This window comes from Deltaproteobacteria bacterium (assembly GCA_016218975.1).
GTDB lineage: Bacteria > Desulfobacterota > Deferrimicrobia > Deferrimicrobiales > Deferrimicrobiaceae > JAENIX01.
On record JACRCO010000080.1, the window covers coordinates 66994 to 91992 of the forward strand.

The 24999-nt window shown below is 62.9% G+C and carries 29 protein-coding genes; all 29 read right to left on the bottom strand.

What is annotated here, in order from left to right; all coding sequences use genetic code 11:
• Position 1: 1 nt before the first annotated feature.
• Positions 2-856, bottom strand: coding sequence for a 3-deoxy-8-phosphooctulonate synthase (gene kdsA / locus HY896_12035; GenBank protein MBI5577077.1), 855 nt, complete (start codon positions 854-856; stop codon positions 2-4).
• Entirely contained in the window at positions 853-2487 is a 1635-nt protein-coding gene (locus HY896_12040; GenBank protein MBI5577078.1) for a CTP synthase, read from the bottom strand. Before HY896_12040 ends, kdsA begins: the two co-directional genes overlap by 4 nt.
• Complete coding sequence (gene kdsB / locus HY896_12045) at positions 2466-3215, bottom strand: 3-deoxy-manno-octulosonate cytidylyltransferase (protein MBI5577079.1); 750 nt, start codon at positions 3213-3215, stop codon at positions 2466-2468. Before kdsB ends, HY896_12040 begins: the two co-directional genes overlap by 22 nt.
• Positions 3212-4252, bottom strand: a complete 1041-nt coding sequence (locus HY896_12050) for an N-acetyl-gamma-glutamyl-phosphate reductase (protein MBI5577080.1) — start codon at positions 4250-4252, stop codon at positions 3212-3214. The genes kdsB and HY896_12050 overlap by 4 nt, the downstream gene beginning before the upstream one ends.
• A gap of 91 nt (positions 4253-4343) precedes the next feature.
• Positions 4344-4739 (bottom strand): 30S ribosomal protein S9, encoded by a 396-nt coding sequence (gene rpsI, locus HY896_12055; GenBank protein MBI5577081.1) that lies wholly within the window; start codon positions 4737-4739, stop codon positions 4344-4346.
• Between the two features lie 17 nt (positions 4740-4756).
• Complete coding sequence (gene rplM, locus HY896_12060) at positions 4757-5197, bottom strand: 50S ribosomal protein L13 (protein MBI5577082.1); 441 nt, start codon at positions 5195-5197, stop codon at positions 4757-4759.
• Between the two features lie 124 nt (positions 5198-5321).
• Positions 5322-5672 (bottom strand): hypothetical protein, encoded by a 351-nt coding sequence (locus HY896_12065; protein MBI5577083.1) that lies wholly within the window; start codon positions 5670-5672, stop codon positions 5322-5324.
• Positions 5673-5836: 164 nt separating this feature from the next.
• The gene (locus tag HY896_12070; protein MBI5577084.1) at positions 5837-6376 is read right to left on the bottom strand and encodes a hypothetical protein; all 540 of its coding nucleotides are present in this window, start codon (positions 6374-6376) and stop codon (positions 5837-5839) included.
• Positions 6377-6415: 39 nt separating this feature from the next.
• Positions 6416-6724: a hypothetical protein gene (locus HY896_12075; protein ID MBI5577085.1), complete on the bottom strand. Its 309-nt coding sequence runs from the start codon at positions 6722-6724 to the stop codon at positions 6416-6418.
• Positions 6725-6849: 125 nt separating this feature from the next.
• Complete coding sequence (truA, locus tag HY896_12080; GenBank protein ID MBI5577086.1) at positions 6850-7587, bottom strand: tRNA pseudouridine(38-40) synthase TruA; 738 nt, start codon at positions 7585-7587, stop codon at positions 6850-6852.
• A 271-nt stretch (positions 7588-7858) separates the two neighbouring features.
• A complete protein-coding gene (locus HY896_12085; protein MBI5577087.1) occupies positions 7859-8890 on the bottom strand; it encodes an aspartate-semialdehyde dehydrogenase in 1032 nt (343 codons plus the stop codon).
• Between the two features lie 54 nt (positions 8891-8944).
• Complete coding sequence (gene leuB / locus HY896_12090) at positions 8945-10033, bottom strand: 3-isopropylmalate dehydrogenase (GenBank protein ID MBI5577088.1); 1089 nt, start codon at positions 10031-10033, stop codon at positions 8945-8947.
• Between the two features lie 4 nt (positions 10034-10037).
• Positions 10038-10535 (bottom strand): 3-isopropylmalate dehydratase small subunit, encoded by a 498-nt coding sequence (gene leuD / locus HY896_12095; protein MBI5577089.1) that lies wholly within the window; start codon positions 10533-10535, stop codon positions 10038-10040.
• 82 nt (positions 10536-10617) lie between these two features.
• The gene (leuC, locus tag HY896_12100) at positions 10618-11883 is read right to left on the bottom strand and encodes a 3-isopropylmalate dehydratase large subunit (GenBank protein MBI5577090.1); all 1266 of its coding nucleotides are present in this window, start codon (positions 11881-11883) and stop codon (positions 10618-10620) included.
• Positions 11849-12646 carry a CDP-diacylglycerol--serine O-phosphatidyltransferase gene (gene pssA / locus HY896_12105; protein ID MBI5577091.1) on the bottom strand — a complete coding sequence of 266 codons (798 nt, stop codon included), beginning with the start codon at positions 12644-12646 and terminating at the stop codon, positions 11849-11851. Before pssA ends, leuC begins: the two co-directional genes overlap by 35 nt.
• Positions 12643-13275, bottom strand: a complete 633-nt coding sequence (locus HY896_12110) for a phosphatidylserine decarboxylase family protein (protein MBI5577092.1) — start codon at positions 13273-13275, stop codon at positions 12643-12645. Before HY896_12110 ends, pssA begins: the two co-directional genes overlap by 4 nt.
• A 40-nt stretch (positions 13276-13315) precedes the next feature.
• Positions 13316-14332, bottom strand: coding sequence for a ketol-acid reductoisomerase (gene ilvC, locus HY896_12115; protein ID MBI5577093.1), 1017 nt, complete (start codon positions 14330-14332; stop codon positions 13316-13318).
• Between the two features lie 72 nt (positions 14333-14404).
• The gene (ilvN, locus tag HY896_12120) at positions 14405-14881 is read right to left on the bottom strand and encodes an acetolactate synthase small subunit (protein ID MBI5577094.1); all 477 of its coding nucleotides are present in this window, start codon (positions 14879-14881) and stop codon (positions 14405-14407) included.
• A 34-nt stretch (positions 14882-14915) separates the two neighbouring features.
• The gene (gene ilvB, locus HY896_12125; protein MBI5577095.1) at positions 14916-16610 is read right to left on the bottom strand and encodes a biosynthetic-type acetolactate synthase large subunit; all 1695 of its coding nucleotides are present in this window, start codon (positions 16608-16610) and stop codon (positions 14916-14918) included.
• Positions 16611-16730: 120 nt separating this feature from the next.
• Positions 16731-18383 carry a dihydroxy-acid dehydratase gene (gene ilvD / locus HY896_12130; protein MBI5577096.1) on the bottom strand — a complete coding sequence of 551 codons (1653 nt, stop codon included), beginning with the start codon at positions 18381-18383 and terminating at the stop codon, positions 16731-16733.
• A 105-nt stretch (positions 18384-18488) separates the two neighbouring features.
• Entirely contained in the window at positions 18489-18680 is a 192-nt protein-coding gene (locus HY896_12135; GenBank protein MBI5577097.1) for a YdcH family protein, read from the bottom strand.
• 135 nt (positions 18681-18815) lie between these two features.
• Entirely contained in the window at positions 18816-19520 is a 705-nt protein-coding gene (tsaB, locus tag HY896_12140; protein MBI5577098.1) for a tRNA (adenosine(37)-N6)-threonylcarbamoyltransferase complex dimerization subunit type 1 TsaB, read from the bottom strand.
• Between the two features lie 19 nt (positions 19521-19539).
• The gene (gene rseP, locus HY896_12145; GenBank protein ID MBI5577099.1) at positions 19540-20634 is read right to left on the bottom strand and encodes an RIP metalloprotease RseP; all 1095 of its coding nucleotides are present in this window, start codon (positions 20632-20634) and stop codon (positions 19540-19542) included.
• An 8-nt stretch (positions 20635-20642) separates the two neighbouring features.
• The gene (locus tag HY896_12150; GenBank protein ID MBI5577100.1) at positions 20643-21809 is read right to left on the bottom strand and encodes a 1-deoxy-D-xylulose-5-phosphate reductoisomerase; all 1167 of its coding nucleotides are present in this window, start codon (positions 21807-21809) and stop codon (positions 20643-20645) included.
• A 1-nt stretch (position 21810) separates the two neighbouring features.
• Entirely contained in the window at positions 21811-22620 is an 810-nt protein-coding gene (locus HY896_12155; protein ID MBI5577101.1) for a phosphatidate cytidylyltransferase, read from the bottom strand.
• The gene (locus HY896_12160; GenBank protein MBI5577102.1) at positions 22620-23378 is read right to left on the bottom strand and encodes an isoprenyl transferase; all 759 of its coding nucleotides are present in this window, start codon (positions 23376-23378) and stop codon (positions 22620-22622) included. The genes HY896_12155 and HY896_12160 overlap by 1 nt, the downstream gene beginning before the upstream one ends.
• A 32-nt stretch (positions 23379-23410) precedes the next feature.
• Entirely contained in the window at positions 23411-23578 is a 168-nt protein-coding gene (locus HY896_12165) for a 4Fe-4S binding protein (GenBank protein MBI5577103.1), read from the bottom strand.
• Between the two features lie 140 nt (positions 23579-23718).
• Entirely contained in the window at positions 23719-24273 is a 555-nt protein-coding gene (gene frr / locus HY896_12170) for a ribosome recycling factor (GenBank protein ID MBI5577104.1), read from the bottom strand.
• Entirely contained in the window at positions 24274-24999 is a 726-nt protein-coding gene (locus tag HY896_12175) for a UMP kinase (GenBank protein MBI5577105.1), read from the bottom strand. It lies immediately after the preceding gene.

Genomic DNA, 24999 nt, shown 5'->3' on the forward strand with positions numbered 1-24999 from the left:
GTCATGCCCGTCCTCCTTCCGCCGCCGCGTCCTGCTTCTCCGCCGCACCGCGGATCGCAAGGAGGGCCCGCAGCAGCGGCTCCACCTCGGAAAGCGGCAGGCTGTTGGGACCGTCGGAGAGGGCGCGCTCCGGCGCCGGATGGACCTCGAGAAACACGCCGTCCACGCCCGCTGCAACCGCCGCTCTCGCGAGAGGGGCGACGAAACGGCGCTCCCCCGACGAAACCTGCCCTGCCCCGCCGGGAAGCTGAACGCTGTGCGTGGCGTCGAAGATCACGGGGCATATCCCCTCGCGGATCTGCGGGATCCCCCGGAAGTCGACGACGAGGTTGTTGTATCCGAACATCGTCCCGCGCTCGGTGACGAGGACCGACGAATTCCCGGTGGCGACCACCTTATCCACGGCGTTCGCCATGTCCCAGGGAGCCATGAACTGCCCCTTCTTGATGTTCACCGGGAGGCCGGTCCTCCCCGCGGCGACCAGCAGGTCGGTCTGCCGGCACAGGAACGCGGGGATCTGGATCAGGTCGACCACCGTTCCCGCGGACCCGGCCTGTTGCGGGTCGTGCACGTCCGTGGTGACGGGAAGGCCGAACCTTCGCTTGACCTCTCCCAGGATTCGGAGGCCTTCCGCCTCGCCCGGCCCCCTGTACGACTTGCCGGAGGAACGGTTCGCCTTGTCGAAGGAGCCTTTGAACAAAAGGTGGAGCTTCAGGCGCGCCGCGATCCCGGCGAGATGCTCCGCGACGGACATCGCAAGCTCCTCCGATTCGAGGACGCACGGGCCGGCGATGAAGACCGGGGGATTCCCCGTGCCGATCCGGAATTTTCCTGCGATATCGACCTGGCGGATCATGAGGGATTCTTCTTCCGGGAAGCGGTCCATGAGGCTCCGATGAAATCCCGGAACAGCGGATGGGGGGACATGGGCCGGGACTGGAATTCCGGGTGGAACTGGCAGCCGAGGAACCACGGGTGCGCCTCGTCTATCTCGACGATCTCGACGAGGCGGCCGTCAGGCGAAATGCCCGTGATCCGAAGCCCCCTGGAGGACAAGGTCTCCTTGAACTCGTTGTTGAACTCGTAACGGTGCCGGTGCCGCTCAGAGACTTCGGCCGTTCCGTATGCCTTCCGCGCGAGCGACTTGTCCGACAGGCGGCAAGGGTAAGCGCCCAGCCGCATCGTCGCCCCCTTCTCCACTATCCCCCGCTGGTCCGGCATGAGGTCGATGACGGCGCATTCGCTGTTGGTGTCCAGCTCCCTGCTGGTTGCCGCCGCGAGGCCGCAGACGTTCCTCGCGAACTCCACCACGGCGACCTGCATTCCCAGGCAGATGCCGAAATACGGAACGCCGTTTTCGCGCGCGTACTTGACGGCGGCTATCTTGCCTTCCACGCCGCGCGATCCGAATCCCCCGGGAACCAGGATGCCGTCGGCGCCCTTGAGGAGCGCCTCCGCCCCCTGCCGCTCGATCTCCTCGGAGTCCACGAAGCGATGATGGACGCGCACCGCGTGGGAGATCCCCCCGTGGGTGAGCGCCTCGTTCAGGCTCTTGTACGATTCGCGCAGGTTGACGTACTTCCCCACGATCGCGATCGTGACCTCGCCCACCGGGTTCTTCCACTTGTCTACGGTCTTTTCCCACGCGTCGAGCTTCGGCTCCGCGGCCCAGATGTTCAGGCACTCCATGATCTTGTCGTCGAGACCTTCCTGGTGGAAGACCAGGGGCAGCTCGTAGATGTGCTCCACGTCCCGGGCCGTGATGACGGCGTCCTCGGTCACGTTGCAGAAGAGGGCGATCTTCGCCTTGATCTCCTTGGGCAGCGGCCGGTCGCAGCGGCACAGAAGTACGTCGGGCTGGATGCCGATGGAGCGCAATTCCTTGACGCTGTGCTGCGTGGGCTTGGTTTTCAGCTCTCCCGCGGTCCCTATGTACGGGACGAGCGTGACGTGAACATAGAGGGTGTTCTCCTTTCCGCGGTCGGTCCGCACCTGCCGGATAGCCTCGAGGAACGGCAGGCTCTCGATGTCGCCGACCGTGCCGCCCACCTCCACGATCACGAGATCGTATCCTTTCGCCGCCGCGAAGATGACCCGCTTGATCTCGTCGGTGATGTGGGGGATGACCTGGACCGTCCCGCCGAGGTAGTCGCCGCGCCGCTCCTTCGAGATCACAGAGTGGTAGATTTTTCCGGTCGTGCAGTTGTTCTTCTTCGCCATCTTCGACGAGACGAACCGTTCGTAGTGGCCGAGGTCGAGATCGGTCTCGGCCCCGTCGTCGGTCACGAACACCTCGCCGTGCTGGAAGGGATTCATCGTGCCGGGGTCGACGTTAATGTAGGGATCGAGCTTGAGCATCGTTATCCTCAAGCCCCTGGCTTCGAGGAGCGCCCCGATGGACGCCGCGGCGAGCCCTTTTCCGAGAGAGGAGACGACCCCGCCCGTGACGAAGATGAACTTCGGCTTTACCGTACGTTCCGCCCGCATAGCATCTCCTCCACGGCCATCAAGTCTTCGGGGGTGTCCACGCCCACGGAATCGTGCTCCACGTCGACGACGCGGATTTTATACCCGTTCTGAAGCACCCGGAGCTGCTCCAGCCGCTCCGCTTCCTCCAGCGAGGTCGGCGAAAGGGAGGCCACGGCGAACAGGAAATCCTTCCGGTACCCGTAGATGCCCAGGTGCTTCCGGTACCGCCCGGTCCCGGCATCGCGGTAATGCGGGATGGGGGCCCGGGAAAAATAAAGCGCGTCGCCGCGCGCATCGACGACCACCTTCACCACGGAAGGCCGGAGAAACTCCTCAGGGTCCGATCCGGGAAGCGCTGCCGTGGACATCGAAACGGAAGGATCCCGGATCAGGGGAGCGGCCACCGCGTCGATGACGGAAGGATGCATCATGGGCTCGTCGCCCTGGAGGTTGACGACGATCTCCTCGTCGAGGCCCCGCGCCGTCTCCGCCACGCGGTCCGTTCCCGAGGCGCAGGCGGGCGACGTCATCACCGCCTCCCCCCCGAACCCGCGGACCGCCACGGCTATGCGGTCGTCGTCGGTTGCGACCACCACCCGGGTCGCAAGCCGCGATTTCCTTGCCTTTTCCCAAACATACCATATCATCGGGCGACCGTCTAACTGCGCCAGGGGTTTCCCCGGCAGCCGGACGGAGGCGTACCGCGCAGGGATGACGACGGCTACTCCTTTCGCGGGAGCGGTCATGGGAAAAGAGGCGCTCCGCGGAGCCCTTCATCCTCGGGGAACCCCATCATAAGGTTGAAGCACTGGACCGCCGCTCCGGAAGCGCCTTTCACCAGGTTGTCGATGACGGATACCGCGACGACCCTTCCCGATTTCGCGTCGGCACGGAACGCGATGTCGCAGAGGTTGCTCCCCGCGACGTCCTTGGTCGACGGCAGAACGCCCTCCGGGCAGAGCCGCACGAACGGCTCCTTCGCGTACTTCTCGCGGTAGGCCTCCGCCACGGCCTCCTCGGTGACTTTCGGGCGAAGGACGGCGTAGCAGGTCGCGAGGATCCCCCGGATCATCGGGATCAGGTGCGGAACGAAAGTGATCGACAACTTTTCGCCCGCCGCAAGGGACAGCTCCTGGTCCATTTCGGGGTTATGCCGGTGCTTCGGCAGGCCGTACGGCCGGACTCCGCCTTCGACTTCCGGGTAATGGAATCCGGGAGAAGGGCTTCTGCCCCCCCCGGACACTCCCGTCTTGCAGTCGGCAACGATCCCTTTAAGTTCGACCAGTCCCGCGGCGAGGAGCGGGTAAAGCGCAAGGATGACGGCCGTGGGAAAACAGCCGGGAACGGCGGCGAGCCTCGTCTTCCGAAGCGCCTCCCGGTGCACCTCGGGAAGTCCGTACACCGCCTTGGCGCTCAAACCGGGACTTTTGTGGGTCACCCCGTAGACCGACTCGTACAACGGGATGCTCCGGAAACGGAAGTCCGCGGAGAGGTCCACCACGGGGATCCCCCTTGCAGCTATCTTTTCCGCTACGGATGCCGACACCGTGTGGGGGAGGGCAAGGAAAGCGGCATCGAAGCGGGCCGAAAGCATCTCTTCCATCTTGCCGAATGCCGCATCCGCCAAACGCCCGCGGAACGGCGGGAACGCCTGGTCGGCAGGCAGCGCGGAGTATTGCTCCGAGGTGAGCGCCGTGATCTTCACGCGCGGATGGGACGACAGGAGCCGGATAAGCTCGAATCCCGTGTATCCCGTCGCACCGAATATCGCCACTTTCTTCATATCGATCTCCTTAAAAAAAAAGAGGGGAAGGCGGCGGTAGCGGCCTTCCCCTTCGGGAACCGATCGGCGGGGTGGGTATCCCCCTCGCAAATTACCGCTTGGAGAACTGGAACCGTTTCCTTGCCCCCGGGCGGCCGTATTTCTTCCGCTCCTTGATCCGGGAGTCCCGGGTCAGGAACCCGGCGCGCTTGAGCGCAGTGCGAAGCTCGGGGTTGTCCGCCTGAAGCGCCTTCGCCAGCCCGAACTTCACCGACTCGGCCTGGGCCGCGGGCCCCCCGCCGCAGACGTTGACTTCAACGTCGACGGACTGCCGCTTGCCGGTGAGCACGAGCGGCTGGACGGCGACGGCGCGAAGCGCCAGCACCGGGAAGTAATTCTCGAATTCGCGGCCGTTGACGCTTATGCGCCCGCTCCCCTGCTTCACGTAGACGCGCGCGATCGCGGTCTTCCGTTTGCCCGTAGCGTACATTCTCGCTGCCTGTGCCATATCGCTTCGATCCTCTCCTATTCGTTGACCGCCAGCGCCTTGGGCTGCTGGGCCTTGTGGGGATGCTCGGGACCTGCGTAGACTTTCAGCTTGGTGAAGAGACGGTCTCCCAGGCGCGTCTTGGGCAGCATACCGCGAACCGCCCATTCGACGATCCTCTCCGGGTTCTTCGACGCAAGAACTTTCTCGGGCGTGGTGGACTTCAGCCCCCCCATATAACCCGAGTGATGGTGGTAGGCCTTTTCCTTCATCTTGTTCCCGGTCAGTTTTATCTTCCCGGCGTTGACCACGATGACGAAATCGCCGATATCGGCGTTGGGGGTGAACTTCGTCTTGTTTTTCCCGCGAAGGACCTCGGCCACCTTCGTGGCGAGACGCCCCAGGATCATGCCGCTGGCGTCCAGCACGTACCAGGCCTGGTTTGCCTCGTCCCTGGTGAAATATTCCGTCTTCTTCATCGGCGCAAACCTTTCCCCTTGAAAATCAAAGGGTATATTTAATCCCACGCCGCGTTCATCGTCAAGGGGAAAGTGATACGCGCGGCGTTTATGCCGTGCGCCTTGCAACGGGACACCCCCCCTATTATTTCTCCTTTGCCGAATCCTTTCCCTCCTCTTTTGCGGGAAGGGGGATCAGCTTGCACTCGACAATTTCCTTTTCAGCGATTTCGTTCGGTACGACGATCAGGTGGGGACGACCCACGAAAAACCCGACGCCGACCGTCCCTTTCACGAAATACACCCCCCCGGGTTTAACATCGAGCGTAACTGAACTCCTGGACTCGGTCCTCGCCCAGAACTCGTTTTCACCCGTATTCGAGTAATAGGGGAAGTATCCCCCGCTGTGCAACGTGGTGATGACATTGTTATCCGCTGTTTTTATATCGTACGCAACGGCGCCGCCGACGAAACCGCTTGGGCGATAGAAGTACACCAATCCCATTTTTTCCGGGGCTTTGTTGGCCTTTTGGAATGGGGGACCGAGCGTTGCGCAGGCGGATAAGAACAAGATCGCGGAGAAAACAACCGACAGCCGCAACAGTGATTTCCCGTTATTCTGCATACTACCCTCCTTTACCGTTTGGAATGGAATCATGCTTAACGGGGGATCTTCAGTTCGGTCAGAAATTTTCTGTCGAGGTACATCTGGGTTTCTATATTCTTCTTTATCTGCATCAGTCCTTCCCTTCTCAACTCCGTATACGTGTCCCCCTCGTAGAAAAGATTCCTCGTCACCTCGAAGGCGCAGGTCGACGTGTAGGACTTGACGACCTTTTGTCCAACGATGACTTCGAGAGTTCCCCCCACGATGAAGGTATTTCCGCCGATCGGGAAACCGATCCCGGTGAGGGGATTGAACAGCGCCACCGCCTGGTTGATGCTGTCGTCGCCGTAAGCAGAGTTGTAAGTGTATTTGATCACCAGGCGGGCATCGGCGGTATTGTCCCCTGCAACCGTCGCCGGGAGATAGTCCGGCCTACCTTCATATTCGATCTTGCCCAAGATGCGGAAATCCGCCTTGGCCGTCGATTCGACCTGTGGGATGACGACCATTTTGGTCCCGCATCCGCACAGGACGACGATCAGGAACACGATAGTCAATCCGGCATAACGCCGGGATTCACCGATTCGCTTCAACCTCCACCTACCTTTAGCTGTACTGTTTCCTTCGGCGCATCACCGCCCGAAAGGTTTCCCGTCAACGTTTTCACTAACGTCCGCAAGCTCGACGCGGCGCGGATGGTCTTTCGGAAGCGCCTCCAGCGCCATCCGGCGGCATTCCCCGGTGCCATCTTGCCTGCACCACTCGACGATTTCGGCGGCGAGCCTGTCGCCGTAACGGCTATCCGGGTATAACTCGAAGAATCGTTTCGCTTTCTCCATCGACATCAGGGAAACCGCCTCTTCATAAGCTTTTCTGTCGGGAGACACACCACAACCCGAAAGGAAGAGATAACACGCCGAGAAGAAGAGCAGAATAAGCACCGTTTTCCGGCACGATGAAAATGTCGACAAGCACAATGACGATATCGCCCCTGATGGGAATGCACACATTATGGCAAAGCGCAGGGAGATAGCAAGGAACGAATGGCAGAAAGAGGCCTTTGGGCTTAATAGCGCACCGACCAGAGAAAGAGGCCCGTGGCGGGGGCGGTGGGGCCCGCCTCGGAACGGTCCTTCAATGTGAGAAGGTCCCGCAGCCGTTCCGGCGGGATCTTCCCTTTTCCTGCGTCCACGACCGTGCCCACGAGATTGCGGACCATGTGCCGGAGGAAGCCGCTGCCTGCGATGGACACCGAGAAGAGCGCCGGAATTTCCTCCCTCAATTCCGACCGGTAGATAGTCCGGACCGTCGTCTTCGCCGTGCATCCCTGCCCGCGGAAGGCGGAAAAATCGTGCTCCCCCGTCGCGTGAGACAACGCTTCCCGCATCGATGCCAGGTCGAGCGGCTTTTCCAGGTGCCAGGAGTAGCGCGAAAAGAACGGCGACGCCACGGGATGCAGGTGAAGAAAATACCGGTACTCTTTTTCCTTCGCATCGCGGCGGGCATTGAACGATTCCGGAACTTCCGAGGCGGCAAGGATACGTATGTCGGGCGGGAGGAGGGCATTTCCTCCGCGCATGATCGTTTCGACAGACCGTTTCCCGGAATCGCCGAAATCGACCGTCTGCTCGCGCGCGTGGACGCCTGCGTCGGTCCGCCCCGCCGCGCGCAGCTTGACAGGTTCCTGCAGGAGCCGGGAAAGCGCATCCTCCGCCGCCGACTGGATCGTCGGTCCGTTGGGTTGGACCTGGAATCCGCGGTAAGCGGTACCGTCGTAGGCCAGCGTCAGCTTGACCCGCCGCATCCTGTGCTCCCCCACCGTTTGCTGGATTCGTTCCTGTCCGCTGAACCCGTAATTCTTACCAGGGTTCGTCGCGAGGCGGTGGAGACGGGCGTGGGCCGCTCCCGGCCATCCATGGCCTACGCGGCATGCTGCCGTCCTGGCAGCAATACAAGGCGCGCGACCGAGGGCCCCGGAGACGTAGTTTACACTACGTCGAGGAGCCCGACCGAGTGCAACGCAGTAGTCATGCCCGTATCCGCAGCCGCAGCAGAAGCCTGGTAAGAAATGCGGGTTATGCGGGAACCAGGTGGTTCTTCACGAGCAGCTCCCCGATCTGGATGGCGTTCAGGGCCGCCCCTTTCCGGAGCTGGTCGCCGCACACCCAGAAGTTGAGCGCGTTCTCCGCGCTGACGTCCTCGCGGATGCGTCCGACGTAGCAGTCGTCCTTCCCGGCGCAGAAGAGCGGCATGGGGTAGACGTTGTTCGCCGGATCGTCCATAACCTGGCAGCCGGGGAACTTCGCGATCAGCTCGCGCGCCTTCTCGCGGGTGATCTTCTTTTCGAACTCGGCGTTGATGGAGATCGAGTGGGCGGTGAGCACCGGCACCCTCACCGTGGTGCAGGCTACGCGAAGGTTCGGGATCTCCATGATCTTCCGCCCCTCGTTCGTCATCTTCATCTCTTCCTTGGTGTAGCCGTTCTCCAGGAATGCGTCGATGTGCGGGATGACGTTGAAGGCGATCTGGTGCTTGAAGGCCGCCACTTCCATCTTCTCGCCCTTCGCGAAGGACTTCGTCTGCGTGATCAACTCCGCCATTGCCTTGGCGCCGGCTCCGGAGGTCGCCTGGTAGGAGGAGGCCACCACCCTCTTGAGCCTTCCGTAGTCGTGGAGGGGCTTCAGGGGCATGATCGCGACGATGGTGGTGCAGTTGGGGTTGGCGATGATCCCGCGGTTCCTGAACTGCGCGATCGCGTGGGGGTTTATCTCCGGCACCACGAGCGGAATGTCCGGCTCCATCCGGAAGGCGGAGGAGTTGTCGATCACCACCGCGCCCGACTCCCATGCAGCCGCCGCGAATTCCTTGCTCCGGGATGCGCCTGCGGAAAACAGGGCGATGTCGATCCCCTTGAAGGCGGTCTTTTGGAGCAATTCTACCGGAACCTGCTCCCCCTTGAACTTGAGCCTTTTGCCGACCGAACGCTCGGACGCGAGCAGGCGGATGTTCTTCACGGGGAACTTCCGCTCCTCGAGAATTTGCAGCATCACTTCACCGACGGCCCCGGTCGCACCGGCCACCGCGACGTTGAAACTCCTGGCGCTCATCGCTCCACCTCTCCTCTTGTGTTTATCCAGAATGCGCTGCCGAATGCTTACGCCTCAGGACCGTTTCCGTATTTCCTCGCGAACCTTCCCGCCCATTTCTTTCGTCCCCACGCGGCGCACGCCCGGCCCCTCGCGGAAAATGTCCCCGGTGCGGTATCCGTCGGCGAGGACCCGCTCCACCGCATCCTCGATAAGAAGGGACTCACCGGGAAGATCGAAGGAATACTTTAGCATCATCGCGATCGAAAGTATCGTCGCCAGGGGGTTTGCCACGCCCCTCCCCGCGATGTCCGGTGCGCTTCCGTGGATCGGCTCGTACATCCCCACGTCCCCGCCTATCGAGGCCGACGGAAGCATGCCGATGGAGCCGGTGATCATCGACGCCTCGTCGGTCAGGATGTCGCCGAAGAGGTTCGTCGTGACGATGACGTCGAATTGCTTCGGCCAGCGGATAAGCTGCATAGCGCAGTTGTCCACCAGCATGTGGGAAAGCTCCACGTCGCCGTATTCGCGGCCGTGAACCTCGGTCACGATCCTGCGCCACAGCTCCGTGGCCTCCAGCACGTTGGACTTGTCGACCGACATCACCTTGCGGTTCCGTTTTCTCGCCAGTTCGAAGGCGACGCGGGCGACCCGCTCGATCTCCGGCCGGGTGTATATCTCCGTATTGATTCCCGTCTCGACGCCGTTCACTATCCGGACGCCGCGCGGCTCGCCGAAGTAGATTCCTCCCGTCAGCTCCCGCACGACCATGATGTCGATCCCCTCCACGAGCTCCCGGCGGAGGGGTGACGCGTCCAGCAACGGGGTGTAAACCTTCGCCGGGCGGAGATTCGCGAAAAGCCCCAGGTTTTTCCTCAAGCCCAGAAGCGCCCTCTCGGGCCGCACCTCGAACGGCAGCGTGTCCCACTTCGGGCCTCCGACGGCTCCGAGCAGCACCGCGTCCGCCGACTTCGCCAGCGACATCGCCTTATCGGTCATCGGGACCTTGTGGACGTCGTAAGAGGCCCCGCCCAACAGCTCCTCTTCCGTTTCGAACCGGCGGCGGCCCGATATCTCCTCTATCGTCGCCAGGACCGAAAGCGCTTCACGCACGACCTCGGGGCCTATCCCGTCGCCGGGAAACACGCAGATATTGGGCATCGGCTTACTTCCCCTTTCGGCGGGCCGACACGTAATTGAGCAGCCCACCCGCGGCTACCAGTTCCTGCATGAACGGGGGGACGGGAACTATCCGGTACTCCTTCTTGTTCGTCTCGTTTCGCAGGATGCCCTTCTCCATGTCCACGGAAAGGATGTCGCCCTTCCCGATCTCGTCGACCGCCTGCGGGGCCTCGAAGATCGGCAGCCCCATGTTGAAGGAGTTTCGGTAGAAGATCCGGGCGAAGGACCTGGCGATAACCGCGCTTGCCCCGGACGCCTTTATGGAGATCGGAGCATGCTCCCGCGACGAGCCGCAGCCGAAGTTCTTTCCGGCCACGATGAAGTCGCCGGGGGAAACCTTCGACGCGTACTCCGGGTCGATGTCCTCCATGCAGTGCTTAGCCAGCTCCGCCGGGTCGCTCGTGTTGAGGTACCGCGCGGGGATGATGACGTCGGTGTCGACGTCGTCGCCGTACTTCCATGCACGCCCTTTCAGGATCACGTCTGTTTTTCCCCCATTCCGTTTGTAAGTGGTGCGTGTTGGAAGATGATGCAGCTACGGTGGGCTTCGCCCGGCCTTTCCGTTAAAGTCCCAATTCGGCCGGGCTCGCGATGCGGCCGAGGACGGCCGAGGCCGCCGCGACGGCGGGATTTGCGAGGTAGACCTCGCTCTCCGGGTGTCCCATGCGGCCGACGAAGTTGCGGTTGGTCGTGGCGATCGCCCGCTCCCCTTTGGCGAGCACTCCCATGTGTCCGCCCAGGCAGGGCCCGCACGTGGGGGTGGAGAACGCGGCGCCCGCCGTGACGAAGACCTCCATCAGCCCTTCCCGCATCGCCTGGAGGTAGATCTCCTGCGTGGCGGGGAAGATGAGCATCCGCACGCCGTCGTGCACCTTGCGCCCCCGCAGCACGGCGGCCGCGCTTCGCAGGTCCTCGATCCTGCCGTTGGTGCAGGAGCCCACGACCACCTGGTCCACAGGCACGTTGCCCACCTGCGAAAGGGGCCTCGTGTTCTCCGGCAGGTGCGGGAAGGCCACCTGCGGTTCGAGCGACGAAAGGTCCACAGACATCCCGGCGGCGTATTTCGCCTCCCGGTCGGCCTCGACGACCTCGAACTTCCGTTTCGCGCGCGCTTCCGCGTAGGCGCGGGTCGCGGCGTCGAACGGGAAGATCCCGTTCTTGGCGCCCGCTTCTATCGCCATGTTGGATACCGTGAACCGCCACGCCATGGGAAGATGGGCGAGCCCGTCTCCGGCGTACTCCATCGACTGGTAGAGCGCGCCGTCCACGCCGATCTTTCCGATGATGTGGAGGATGACGTCCTTCCCCTCCACCCACTTCCCCGGCTTGCCGGTGAGGACTATGCGCAGGGCGTCGGGAACCTTGAGCCACACCTCGCCCGAGATCATCGCCGCGGCCAGGTCGGTGCTTCCGACGCCGGTTGAAAAGGCGCACAGGGCGCCGTAGGTGCAGGTGTGGCTGTCGGCGCCGATCACGAGGTCCCCGGGAACGACGAGCCCCTCGTCCGGAAGCAGGACGTGCTCGATCCCCATGCGGCCGACCTCGAAGTAGTTGACGATGCCGTATTCGCGGGCGAACTCCCGCATCATCTTCATCTGCCCGGCGGACTTTATGTCCTTGTTCGGGGCGAAGTGGTCCGGGACCAGGGCGATCCTTTCCCTGTCGAACACCTCGCGGACCCCCATCTTACGTACCGCGTCGATCGCGATGGGGCTCGTAACGTCGTTGCCGAGTGCGAGATCTACCTTGGCCAGTATGAGTTCCCCGGGCTCCACCCGGTCTTTCCCCGCATGCTTAGCGAGGATTTTCTCTGTAAGCGTCATGCCCATCCGCGCGTTTCTCGCTTTCCGGTAATTTCCCCCGCCGGCGCCGGACGAAGGCGAACAGCTCGCCGATCGGCCCCGATATGACGTATCCCGCCGTGAAGATGAATATCATCACCTGAGGCTCCGCCGCCAGCAGGAGCGCAAGGAATATGAAGACCACGAGCGTGTTGAACGGCCGCCGCCTGAACGCCTCGAGGTCCTTGAAGCTGTTGTACTTGACCGTGCTCACCATCAGGAAGGCAAGTATGTATATGGCAAGCAGCAGCGCGAGGTGCTTGAGGCTCCCCGATCCGTCGAGATAGTAGAAAAGAAGTATGATCGACGAGACGAAAGTGGCGGCCGCCGGAATCGGCAGCCCGTTGAACTTCCCCTTCTCGACGGTATTCACCTGGACGTTGAACCGCGCCAGCCGGAGCGCGCCGCAGATGAGGTAAAGGAACGCCGCGAGCCACCCCCACCGGCCGAACTGCGACAGCGCCCATCCGTAGACAAGGAACGCGGGCGCCACGCCGAACGAAACGAGGTCCGCCAGCGAGTCGTACTCCACGCCGAACTTCGTGGTGGTGCGGGTCATCCGCGCCACCCGGCCGTCCAGCCCGTCGAGCACCACCCCCGCGATGATCGCCATGGCCGCCTTCTCGAACTGGCCGTTGTAGGTGGACGCGATCGAGTAGAAGCCCGCGAAGAGGGACCCCGACGTGATCAGGTTGGGAAGAACGTAGATCCCCTTGCCGATCCCCTGCTCCCTGCGGATCCTTTTCCTCATGGAATCACCCCCACGATGCTTTCTCCCGCCCGGACCCGGTCCCCCGCCTTGACTCGCAGGACCGCGGAGGCGGGCAGCAGAACGTCCACGCGCGAACCGAACCTGATCATCCCCACGCGCTGACCCTTCATTACTATATCTCCTTGCGACAGGTAACACACGATTCGCCTGGCTATCAACCCGGCGATCTGCACGTACGTGACACGGTGGCCCTCCGCGGTTTCCAGGGCCACGCCGTTCTGCTCGTTTTCCAGCGACGCCTTGTCCACGCTCGCCACGAGGAATTTCCCCGGGTTATACAGCACCGACGCCACTTTTCCCGAGACCGGCGCGCGGTTGACATGGACGTCGAACACCGACATGAACACGCTCACCATCTTCACCGGTTCCGCGGAATATCGGCCCGGCGGAAAATCCCCGCAGAAGACGATCTTCCCGTCCGCCGGGGATATTACAGCGCCCGGCTCGGGCGGAGGGACCCGTTCCGGATCCCGGAAGAACCACGCCATGAAGGCGGTCAGTACCAGCGCGACCGCCGCAAGCGGAACGCTCTTCGGCCACACGAAAAACAGCGCCGCAGTAACACCCGCCGCGCCCAGAACGAAAGGTATGCCTTCCGGGGCGATCAATGCGCTTCCTTCCCGCTGCCCGCCAGCCTCCGGAGCGGGATCAGTTCTTCGACTTGTCAACCAGCCGTCCCTTCGCGATCCACGGCATCAGGGCGCGGAGCCGTCGCCCGACCTCCTCGATCGGGTGCTCTTCTCCCCGTTTCGTGAGCGCGTTGAACATGGGACGGTTGGCCTGGTTCTCAAGCATCCACTCGCGGGCGAAGGAACCGTTCCGGACCTCTTCCAGCATCCGCTTCATTTCCTTCCGGGTCTCATCCGTTATGACCCGCGGGCCGCGCGTCAGGTCGCCGTACTGAGCCGTGTTGCTGATCGAATACCGCATCGTGGAGATCCCGCCCTCGTAGATCAGGTCCACGATGAGTTTCAATTCATGCAGGCATTCGAAGTACGCCATCTCCGGCGCATAACCCGCCTCGACGAGCGTTTCATACCCCGCCAGGACCAGCGCGGTGACGCCGCCGCAGAGGACAGCCTGCTCTCCGAACAGGTCCGTCTCCGTCTCCTCGCGGAAGGTCGTCTCTATCACCCCCGCGCGCGCGGCGCCGATCCCCGCCGCGTAGGCAAGCGCGACTTCCTTGCTCTTCCGTGAGGGATCCTGATGCAAGGCGATGAGAGCCGGCACTCCTTCACCTTTCAGGTACTGCGACCTGACGAGGTGGCCGGGTCCCTTCGGCGCAACCATGATTACATTTATGTCGTCCCCGGGCACGATCTGCCCGAAATGGATGTTGAAGCCGTGGGCGAACAGGAGAAACGCCCCTTTTTTCAGATTCGGCCCGACCGAGTCCCGGTAGATCCGCCCCTGAAGTTCATCGGGGAGAAGCATGCAGACCACGTCCGCCTTCGCGACGGCCGACGACGCGTCGAGCACCTCGAACCCGGCATCCTCCGCCTTCTTCGAAGCGGGGCTTCCCGGCAGCTCTCCGACTATCACGTTCATCCCGCTTTCCTTCAGGTTGTTCGCGTGGGCGTGCCCCTGGCTGCCGTACCCGAGGATCGCTATAGTCTTCCTCTTGAGCGTGGCGAGCTTTGCGTCCTTCTCCCGCAGTATCTTCACCATGGTTCTCCCCTCCCCTCGCATCTTCGTGATGGAATCCGTCCGTTCCGGGCGGATCTCCGCTGCATTTCGTTACATGCCCCGTGCGATCGACACCAGCCCGGTGCGAACGACCTCCTTGATGCCGACCGGCCGGAGAAGCTGGAGGAATGCCTTTACCTTGGCCTCGTCTCCGGTCATCTCGACCGTGTAGCACCGGGGCGCGACGTCCACGATCTTCGCCCGGAATATGTCCACGAGCCGCAGAACCTCGGTCTTCGTCTCCGGGTCGGCGTTTACCTTGATAAGGACGAGCTCCCGGTCCACCGTATCGGCTCCCGTGAGGTCGACGACCTTGATGACCGAGATGAGCTTGTTCAGCTGCTTCAGGATCTGCTCGATGATCTGGTCGTTGCCGCTGGTTACGATGGTCATCCGCGAAACGGAAGGATCCACCGTCTCGGCGACCGAGAGGGATTCGATGTTGAAACCGCGGCCGGAAAAGAGGCCCGAGACGCGGCTCAAAACCCCGAATTCGTTCTCGACGAGCACTGAAATGGTGTGGCGCATCGGCGGCTCTCCTTGACGGCCTGTCGAAGGTCCGTCAGACCAGCAGCATCTTCGTAAGCGGCGCCCCCGCGGGCACCATCGGGTAGACCATCTCGTTCGGGTCGCAGGCGATGTCGATGAACACCGGCCCGTCGGCTTCGAAGCCTTTCTTGAGGACCCCCGCCACGTCCTCCGTGCGGGTCGCGCGGAACCCTTTCGCGCCGTACGCCTCGGCCAGCTTCACGAAATCGGGGATCTGAGGCAGGCACGTCTGCGAATACTTTCCCTGGAAGAAGAGCTCCTGCCATTGGCGGACCATCCCCAGCACCCCGTTGTTCAGGATCACCACCTTCACCGGCTGCCGGTACTGGACCGCCGTCGCCAGTTCCTGGATGTTCATCTGGATGCTGCCGTCCCCGGCGATGTCGACCACGAGTTTCCCCGGCATCGCCACCTGGGCTCCGATCGCGGCGGGGAACCCGTACCCCATCGTACCCAGCCCGCCCGAGGAGAGAAACGTCCGAGGCCTGTCGTACTTGTAGAACTGCGCGGCCCACATTTGATTCTGACCGACCTCGGTCGCTACGATCGCATTCCCTTTCGTGAGCTCATATACCTGCTCGACGACGTACTGGGGCTTGATCTTCCCCTTCGTCTTCTTGTAGCTCAAGGGGTGGGTGGTGGCCCACTTCCTGACCTGCTCCCGCCAGGGGGCGATCTTTTCCCTGTACGCCGCCGCTTCCTTCGTGCCCTTGACGAGCTTTATCATTTTCTTGAGAACGTCTTTAAGGTCCCCCACGATGGGGATGTCGACCGGCACGTTCTTCTGGATCGACGTCGGGTCGATGTCGACGTGGATGATCTTGGCATGCGGGGCGAACTCGTCGACCTTTCCCGTCACCCGGTCGTCGAAGCGCGCACCCAGCGCCACGATCATGTCGCTGTGCGATATCGCCATGTTCGCCTGGTAGGTGCCATGCATGCCGAGCATCCCCATGTACAGCGGGTCGGTGCCGGGGAAGGCCCCCATTCCCATCAGCGTCGGCGTTACGGGGATGCCGAGGATGCGCGCGAAATCCGTGAGCAGGGAGGCGGCGCTCGATAGTATGATCCCGCCCCCCACGTAGAGGACCGGGCGCTCCTTCTCCAAAAGGGCCCGGATGGCGCTTTCCACCTGCTTCGGGTGCCCTTCGTAGTTCGGATGGTAGCCGCGCACGCTGACTTCCTTCGGAAGGACGTATTCGGCCGTGCTCATGAGCACGTCCTTAGGCATGTCGACCAGCACCGGCCCGGGCCTTCCGGTCGATGCCAGGTAGAACGCCTCTTTCATGATGCGTGCCAGGTCCTTCGTCTCCTTGACCAGGTAATTGTGCTTCGTGCACGGACGGGTGATGCCGACGATGTCGGCCTCCTGGAACGCGTCGTTCCCGATCATGAGCGTGGGCACCTGCCCGCTGAACACGACGATGGGGATAGAGTCCATGTTCGCCGTGGCGATGCCGGTAACGGTGTTCGTCGCGCCGGGGCCGGAGGTCACCAGGGCGACGCCGGTCCTGCCCGAGGCCCGCGCGAACCCGTCCGCCATGTGGACGGCTCCCTGCTCGTGCCGCGTCAGGAGATGCCGCACTTTCGTGTTCTTGAACAGCTCGTCGTAGATGTGCAGGACCGCGCCGCCGGGATATCCGAACACCACGTCGACGCCGAGGTCGGCCAGCGCCTTTACGAATATTTCCGCTCCGCTCATCTTCACGGCTTTTCACCTCCATCCGGGAAAACAGGGACAGTCCTGCCATCCCCTTGCGATTGGTCCACCCCGGTCGTGGACTGCGTTCCTTTTACGGCCCTGCCGAGTCCTCTCCCGGGACGTTCCTTATGATATGACCGCGCCGGTGCCGGCAGAGCGCACCAGCTTCGCGTAACGAGACAGGTATCCCGCCAGGATCTTTGGCGCCGGCGCCTTCCACGCCTTCCGGCGGCGGGCCAGCTCCGATGCAGGAACATCGAGCGTCAGTTTTCTCTTCGGTATGTCCAGGACGATTTCGTCCCCGTCCCGGACGAGCCCGATCGGACCGCACTCCATCGCCTCGGGGGATATATGGCCTATGCACGGCCCGTGCGTCCCGCCGGAGAAGCGCCCGTCGGTGATGAGCGCCACCTTCGTCCCGAGCCCCATTCCCATGATCGCGGAAGTCGGCGAGAGCATCTCGCGCATCCCCGGCCCGCCTTTCGGGCCTTCGTACCGTATGACGACGACCATGCCCGGCCGGATCTTGCCGGCCATGATCGCGGCCATTGCGGCATCTTCCGAGTCGAACGCCTTCGCCTTCCCGCGGAACCTGAACATCGAGGGATCGACCCCGGACTGCTTGACGACCGCGCCGCCGGGGGCGAGGTTCCCTCTCAGGATGGCGATCCCGCCCTCTTGCCTAACCGGTGCTTCGAGCCGCCGGATGATTCCGTCGTTCAGCACCTTTCCGCGCCGTGCGATCGAGGTGATGTCCTCCCCCGACACCGTCGGGTTTTTCTTAAGCATCGGCAGGAGCCGGTTCAGCACCGCCGGGATCCCGCCGGAGAATTCCACGTCCTCCATCATGTGCGGCCCCGCGGGCGTGACCGTCGTGAGCTGGGGGGTCTCCCTCGACAGCCGGTCGAAATCATCGAGCGGAAGCTCCACATTCGCCTCGTGCGCGATCGCCAGAAGGTGGAGTACGGAGTTGGATGAGCCTCCCAACGCCATGTCCACCCGGACTGCGTTCTCGAAAGAGGCGCGGGTCAGGATCCGCCGGGGGTTGATCCCCTTGCGGACGAGTTCCACGATCCTCTGACCCGTCGCGTAGCCGATGTGGCGCTTCTTGGACATCCCGGCGAGCGCCGTCGCGCAGCCGGGAAGGGACATCCCGAGCGTTTCCGTAAGGCAGGCCATGGTGTTCGCGGTGTAGAGCCCCTGGCAGGAGCCTTCGCCGGGGCACGCCTCCGCCTCGAGGCGGCGCAGCGTTGCAGCGTCGATCTCGCCGCGCTGGAAGCGCCCCACAGCCTCGAAGGTGTCGCTCACGAGAGACAGGCGCCGGTCCCCCAACCGCCCGGAAAGCATCGGGCCCGCGGTCAGCACGATGCAGGGGATGTCGAGCCGCGCGGCGGCCATCAGCATTCCCGGTGTGATCTTGTCGCAGTTGGTCAGCAGCACCAGGCCGTCGAGCGCGTGGGCCTCGGCGACCGACTCGACCATGTCCGCGATCAATTCGCGAAGAGGCAGGGAATAGTGCATGCCCCTGTGCCCCATGGCGATCCCGTCGCACACCGCCGGAACGCCGAACAGGAAAGGGTACCCCCCGGCGGCGTGGACGCCGTTTTCCACGACACGCTCCAGGCTGCGCATCCCCACGTGGCCCGGCACGAGGTCGGTGAACGAAGTCGCCACGCCGATGAACGGTTTCCCCATCGCGGCCTGCGGCACCCCCGATGCGCAGTAGAGCGCGCGGTGCGGCATCCGCTCCAATCCCTTTTTCGTTCGGTCGCTTCGCATACTTTTTTCAAGCCGCCTTTCCCGAAATAAAAAAAGCCCCTCGTGGGGGAACCCCGCTCAAGGGTCGTACGGTTCCGGATGAAAACGGTCTTCCGGCGGGTCCGCCTATTGGCCGGTAAGAATCTTGGCGATCTGATCCTTTTTGGCCAGCTTCAGTTTCTGCAGACGCTTCCGTTCCATTTCCTCGTCGGGCGTCAGGTAGACCTTCCGGTCGAGTTCCTTCAGTTTATCGTCGAGCATCCGGTGTTCGTGGACCAGGTTCTTGAATTCCGGATTGGTTTCGAGAAGAGCCGCCATTCTGGCTTCCTGGCTCTGTCCCATCGGGACCTCCGGGTTTGAGATGGTTTTTCAGTCTATCAAAGGCGTTAAAATTGTCAATTGAGACGCCTGTATGTGCCCGCATTCGCCTCTGCCTGGCAACGGGAATGGATGCTACCCCCGGCGCTTGACTTCCGCCTCCGGGGAACGGAGGTAGGCGGGGACAAGGGTCCGAACGTCCGCCTCCGCCCCTTCGAGAAGGAGCCGGGAGGCCAGGATTCCCACGCTCGACGCATCGGGACGGCCATTCCCGTCGGGTGGGAAAACCGCCCGGTCCCCGAGACGTTCCACGAAGAACGCCCGGAACGAAAACGCTCCGTCGCCGCAAAAGAAAACCTTGCCGCCGGGCAGGCGGTCCGGCAGGGATTCCGGCGCTACGGCGATGTCGGATTGTATCCGCCTGCACTCTCCGTCATCCCAGCGGAACAGGGCGGAATAGACTTCGTTCTTTTTCGCGTCAAGGACCGGGCACACCGTTCCGCCGGTAAACGGGAAGCGCAGCGCCAGCGCGTGGAGCGTCGGCACCGGGATGATCCGCGCCTCGATGCCGTAGCAGAAACCCTTGGCGGCGGCCATCCCGACCCTTAAACCGGTGAAGGAGCCGGGTCCCGCAGACACTGCAACGTGGGTCACATCGACCGCCGCCGCGCGGGCGTCCCGGAATAGTCCATCGAATGCGGGAATGATCGTCCCGGATGCCTGTCGTCCCTCGGGGAGCCTGGCATTCGCGAGAACGATATCTCCGGAAACGAGCGCGACGCTGCCGCACGGCGTCGCCGTCTCGAGGGCGAGGATCAAAAACCGGGATGCTCCGGCCAAATCGCGCTCCGGAACGTCCTTACCTGGAGATGATGCGCGCGATGTCGTTGTAGAAGACCAGAGCCGTGAGCATGAGGATGATGGCCAACCCCACCTGTTGCGCCATGGCGCGCGCCTCGGGGGAAAGCGGCTTGCGGCGGAGAGCTTCGATCGAGAAGAAGAGCAGGTGCCCGCCGTCGAGGATCGGAATCGGAAGAAGGTTCAGTATCCCCAGGTTCACGCTCAGAAGCCCCAGGAAATAGACGAAAGGCGAAATGCCCTGCCTCGCCTGGTCGCCTGCAAGCTGGGCGATAAGAATCGGCCCCCCGAGCGCTTCCGACGGCAGGACGCGCGTCACGAGCTTCACGACCGTCATGGCGGTCAGTTCGATCAGCTTGCCGGTCTCGCTGCCCGCCCGGAACAGCGCCTGTACCGGACCGAGCTTCCGCTTGACTATCTCCTGCCCCGCGACGATGCCGATCCTCGGCTCCAGCACCTTTTCCCCGAAGATGCTCTTCCCTTCCTTGATCTCGGGGGAGACCGATACGTCGAACTCTTTCCCGTCCCGACGGACCGTAAGGGTCATCTCCTTTCCCGCCCCGGACTTCCGTATCCGCACGGCAAGATCTTCCCATGTGGCGACGTTTTCCCCGTTGATCCGCACGACGACGTCACCGCCCGCAAGACCCGCCTGTGCCGCGGGCGAATCGGCCACCACGCTCCCGATTTTCGGGGTAAGCGTCGGCACTCCGCCAAGGAACACGATCCAGAATACCAGTACCGCGAAAAGGAGGTTCCCCAACGGACCGGCGGCGACGACCGCCATCTTCACCCCGATCGGCTTATGGAAGAAAGACCGCTTCCGCAATTCCTCGGGAACCTTGTCGCCGTCGGTTTCTCCGACGAGCTTCACGTATCCGCCGAGCGGGATCGCCGATACCAGGTACTCCGTCTCTCCCCTCGTCACGCCGAACAGCTTCGGGCCGAATCCGAAGGAAAATTTGGTGACGCCGACGCCGAGTTTTCGCGCGACGATGAAATGCCCGAATTCGTGCACGAATATGAGAATCCCCAGCACCAGGATGAACGCCGCGGGGGTCGTAAGATACTGCGATGCGTAAGATAGGATATCCATCAGTTCCTTTAGCCCCTTTTCCGGGAAATCAATCGCCCGGTCTCCTCCCTCGCGTCATGGTCGGCGCGCAGGACATCTTTCAGTGTAACCGGACGACGTCCCCTCCGCCATCCATCCATAAGGGTACGGACGATTTGCACGATATCGGTAAACCGTATCCGCCCGGCAAGAAACGCTCCGACCGCCACCTCGTTCGCCGCGCTCATCGCGGCGGGGGCCGTTCCCCCCGCTTCAGCCACGGCGTAAGCGAGCGAAAGTGCCGGAAATCTCCGTAAATCCGGCGGCTCGAAGGTCCATCCGTCCATTCGATGCGGCTTGAATCTCGGCAGTTCCAGGGGAAGCCTCTCCGGGTAGGATAGCGCGTACCCTATCGGGATCCGCATGTCGGGAATCCCCAACTGCGCGATAAGGCTGCCGTCGCGGTACTCCACCATGGAATGCACGATCGACTGCGGATGGATCAACACGTCGATCCGCGAGGGGGGAAGCCCGAAGAGCCAGGTCGCCTCGATAACCTCCAGCCCTTTGTTCATAAGGGTGGCGGAGTCGATGGTTATCTTGTTGCCCATCCGCCAGACCGGGTGGCCGAGCGCTTCCGATACCGTCGCAGTCCGCATCCTTCGCACCGTGTGGTTCCTGAACGGGCCGCCGGATGCGGTGAGCAGGATCCGCCGGATGTCCTCACGCCTATGCCCCGAGATCGCCTGGTGCACCGCCGAATGCTCGCTGTCCACAGGCAGGATCTCGGCCTTCCCTTTTCTCGCGGCGGCAATCAGGAATTCCCCCGCCATCACCAGGAGCTCCTTGTTGGCCAGGGCGATCCGCTTCCCCTTCCGCGCAGCGGCGATCACCGGCCGGATGGAGGAAACCCCCGACGCCGCGGCCAGAACGATGCCTGCGCCGTCCGAGCATACAGCTTCGCTCATCCCCTGCTCGCCGAAGACCGCACGGGTCCCGCGTGGAAGGTCCCCGAGCCTGCCCGCAGTGACTTCCTCGGAGAGGCAGACGAGCGAGGGGCGGAAGCGCCGTGCCTGTTCACCCAGCAGCTTCGCATTCTTTCCTGCACAAAGCGCGGTGACCCGGAACCTTTCCGGAAACCGTCCGATCACTTCAAGAGCGCTTCGCCCCACGGATCCGGTGGAACCCAGTATGGCTACGCCTGCCGGGGCTCCCATTTCAGGAGCCTCCCATCGGGTAATTGCAGGCAACAGCCAGCAGATGGAGGACTGGTCCCGCCGCGATGATCCCGTCCACCCGGTCGAGGAGCCCGCCGTGCCCCGGGAGCAAGCCGCCGCTGTCCTTGACGTCCGCCGCCCTCTTCAGCATCGATTCGAAAAGGTCGCCGCACTGGCCTGCGATTCCGACTGCCGCGGAGGCCGCAAGAGAGAACCATGACGGCACATCGGGAAGAAAGTACGCCGCATACGCTCCGCCGAAGATCATGCTGGCGGCGAGGCCTCCCGCGGCTCCTTCCACCGTCTTTTTCGGGGAAACCGTGGGAGCGAGAGGCCTCTTTCCGAAGGCCCGCCCGACGAAATAGGCGAGCGTGTCGCCTGCGGCCACTGAGCCGATCCCGAAGAGGACCCATTGACCGCCTCCGGGGAGGAGGATCGTCCGGGGCCATGTCGAAAGGAAACCGCCGATGTACACCACGCCCAAAACGGAGAACGCCGCCCGGCGCGCCTTCTCTTCCAGGGTCCCGGCGGCGGGAAGGAAATGGAACGCCGCCGCTGCGACGCACAGGAGAAGCCCGGAGAGAGAAGCGGGGAACGGAAGGATGGAGCCGGAGGCGCAGGCGAGAAATACCGCCAGGACGCCCGTCCAGCGGTCCCGTGAAGAAGGGAAAAACATCCGGTAATATTCCTCGGCGCACAGCAAGGCGGCGGCCAGTACAAGAATGGAGAAAGGCCACCCCTTTCCGTACAGGACGGCGGCGACAAGCACCGGGACGAGAACGGCGGCGGTGGCGACCCTCTTCCAGAGCACTACGACAGCCCGCCGGACGGAGGTTCCGCTTGTTCCTCCGTCAGCCCGAACCGCCTGTGACGGCGGGAATATTCGTCGAGCGCCTGGAGGAATTCCGCCTTCCCGAAATCGGGCCAGAGAACGTCGGTAAAAACGAATTCCGAATACGCCGCCTGCCAGAGAAGGAAATTGCTGATCCGCAGCTCGCCGCTCGTGCGTATGACGAGGTCGGGATCCGGCATTCCGGCGGTGTCCAGGCGCTCCGCGAACCCGCTTTCGGTGATTTTTTCCAGGGAGATCCTTCCCTTCGCCGCGTCCTCGGCCAGCCGCCTCGCGGCGCGGAGGATCTCGTGCCTGCCTGCGTAGGAAAGGGCCAGGGTGAGCGTCATCTCCGTGTAGCCTGCCGTAGCCGACAGCGTCCTCCCCAGGACCTCGCGCACGGCCGCAGGGAGTTTCTCCGGCTCGCCGATGACGTTCAGGCGTATGCGTTGGCGTATGAGCTCCGGGAGCTCCTTCAGCAGGAACTCCCGGAGCAGGCTCATCAGTGTGGTTATCTCCGTTGCGGGCCTTCCCCAGTTCTCGACGGAGAAGGCGTACAGCGTCAGGTACGGGATGCCGAGCTCCCGCGCGCATTCCACTACCGCGCGGACCGAGCGGATCCCCATCCGGTGACCTTCCACGCGCGGAAGATTCCGCTGCCTCGCCCACCGGCCGTTTCCATCCATGATGATTGCGACGTGCCGTGGAAGCGCGGCCGCATCGGTTCCGCCGCTTGGCATATTGCTATAGGTCTCGTTTCCCCGGGAGCGTATCAGCTTTCCTGTAAGATGGCTCCGGTCGGGCAGGCGTCGACGCAGGCCAGGCACTCCGAGCAGGTGTCGTTTATCTTGTACTTTTCGCCTTCCTCGATCGACCCGGTGGGGCAGGTCTCCATGCAGGCTCCGCAAGCTGTGCATTCATCGGTGATCTTTACGGCCATGACTTTTTCCTCCTCTTTCTTCTGCGGTATACGCGGATGACACGGAAGCATAAAACCAGGATCAAAAACAGGGACGTTCTTAAAAACTCGGTTGATAGTTTTCCCGCGAGTTTTTAAGAACGTCCCTGTTTTTGACTTTTTTATACTTCCATGATTTCTTGCTCCTTCGCTTTCACGATCTCGTCTATTTTCTTGATGAAGGCGTCGGTCTCCTTCTGTGCCCGCTCCTGACCGCGCTTCATCGCGTCCTCGGAGATCTCCTTCTTCTTTTCCTTCTCCTTGATTCTCTCGATCGCCTCGCGGCGTATGTTGCGCACCGCCACCCGTGCGTCCTCGGCCATCTTCTTCACCAGTTTGACCAGCTCTTTGCGCCGTTCCTCGGTGAGCGGCGGAATGGGGATCCGTACCACCTTGCCGTCGCTGGAAGGGTTCAGGCCCAGCCCGCCGGCCTGGATCGCCTTTTCGATCGGACCGATCATCTTGGCGTCCCAGGGAGTCACGGTGATCAGTCGGCTTTCAGGCACCGAAAGCGTACCCACCTGGGACAGGGGCGTCGAGGTCCCGTAGTAGTCCACCTTGATTCCGTCGAGCAGCGAGAAGGAAGCCCGCCCCGTCCGGACCTTCCCCAAATCCTTCTTGAACGCGTCGATGCTCCGGGTCATTTTGCCGGAAGCGTCTTTTAGCAGGGCCTCCATTCATCGGCCTCCGTGGACGACGGTCCCTATCTTTTCCCCCTTGACCACCCGGACGACGTTCCCCCGCTTCGTCAGGTTGAAGACGACGATAGGGAGACTGTTGTCCATGCAGAGGGAAACGGCCGTGGCGTCCATCACCTTGAGGTTTTTTTGCAGGACTTCGATGTAGGTCAGCTCCGGGAACTTCCTTGCCTTCTTGTGGATCATCGGGTCCTTGTCGTACACGCCGTCAACCTTCGTGGCCTTCAGGATCGCGTCGGCGTTGATCTCCATCGCCCTCAGCGCGGCTGCGGTGTCCGTGGTGAAGTACGGGTTCCCCGTTCCCGCCGCGAAGATGACGACCCTGCCCTTCTCCAGATGCCGCAAGGCGCGCCGCCGTATGTACGGCTCGGCTATCGCCCGCATTTCGATGGCGGACAGGACCCTCGTCGTCACGCCGTCACGCTCGAGCCGCTCCTGCAGGGCCAGGCTGTTGATGACGGTGGCCAGCATTCCCATGTAATCGGCCGATGCGCGGTCGATCCCGTATTCCTTGCTGGTTCGTATGCCGCGGAAGATGTTCCCGCCGCCGACGACCAGGGCAGTCTGCACGCCCAGCTTCGTGACCGCCCGAACTTCCGCGGAAAGGTCGGAGAGCACCCCGGGGTCGATCCCGTATTCCTGCCTGCCCATCAGGGCCTCCCCCGACAGCTTCAGCAGGATCCTGCGGTAGACCGGCTTTGCCAC

Coding starts and splice junctions, on each gene's coding strand:
- kdsA (MBI5577077.1), bottom strand. CDS start 856: ATGATCCGCCAGGTCGATATCGCAGGAAAATTCCGGATCGGCACGGGG.
- HY896_12040 (MBI5577078.1), bottom strand. CDS start 2,487: ATGCGGGCGGAACGTACGGTAAAGCCGAAGTTCATCTTCGTCACGGGC.
- kdsB (MBI5577079.1), bottom strand. CDS start 3,215: ATGACCGCTCCCGCGAAAGGAGTAGCCGTCGTCATCCCTGCGCGGTAC.
- HY896_12050 (MBI5577080.1), bottom strand. CDS start 4,252: ATGAAGAAAGTGGCGATATTCGGTGCGACGGGATACACGGGATTCGAG.
- rpsI (MBI5577081.1), bottom strand. CDS start 4,739: ATGGCACAGGCAGCGAGAATGTACGCTACGGGCAAACGGAAGACCGCG.
- rplM (MBI5577082.1), bottom strand. CDS start 5,197: ATGAAGAAGACGGAATATTTCACCAGGGACGAGGCAAACCAGGCCTGG.
- truA (MBI5577086.1), bottom strand. CDS start 7,587: ATGCGGCGGGTCAAGCTGACGCTGGCCTACGACGGTACCGCTTACCGC.
- HY896_12085 (MBI5577087.1), bottom strand. CDS start 8,890: ATGAGCGCCAGGAGTTTCAACGTCGCGGTGGCCGGTGCGACCGGGGCC.
- leuB (MBI5577088.1), bottom strand. CDS start 10,033: ATGCCCAATATCTGCGTGTTTCCCGGCGACGGGATAGGCCCCGAGGTC.
- leuC (MBI5577090.1), bottom strand. CDS start 11,883: ATGGGCATGACGCTTACAGAGAAAATCCTCGCTAAGCATGCGGGGAAA.
- pssA (MBI5577091.1), bottom strand. CDS start 12,646: ATGAGGAAAAGGATCCGCAGGGAGCAGGGGATCGGCAAGGGGATCTAC.
- ilvN (MBI5577094.1), bottom strand. CDS start 14,881: ATGCGCCACACCATTTCAGTGCTCGTCGAGAACGAATTCGGGGTTTTG.
- ilvD (MBI5577096.1), bottom strand. CDS start 18,383: ATGCGAAGCGACCGAACGAAAAAGGGATTGGAGCGGATGCCGCACCGC.
- HY896_12135 (MBI5577097.1), bottom strand. CDS start 18,680: ATGGCGGCTCTTCTCGAAACCAATCCGGAATTCAAGAACCTGGTCCAC.
- rseP (MBI5577099.1), bottom strand. CDS start 20,634: ATGGATATCCTATCTTACGCATCGCAGTATCTTACGACCCCCGCGGCG.
- HY896_12150 (MBI5577100.1), bottom strand. CDS start 21,809: ATGGGAGCCCCGGCAGGCGTAGCCATACTGGGTTCCACCGGATCCGTG.
- HY896_12160 (MBI5577102.1), bottom strand. CDS start 23,378: ATGCCAAGCGGCGGAACCGATGCGGCCGCGCTTCCACGGCACGTCGCA.
- HY896_12165 (MBI5577103.1), bottom strand. CDS start 23,578: ATGGCCGTAAAGATCACCGATGAATGCACAGCTTGCGGAGCCTGCATG.
- frr (MBI5577104.1), bottom strand. CDS start 24,273: ATGGAGGCCCTGCTAAAAGACGCTTCCGGCAAAATGACCCGGAGCATC.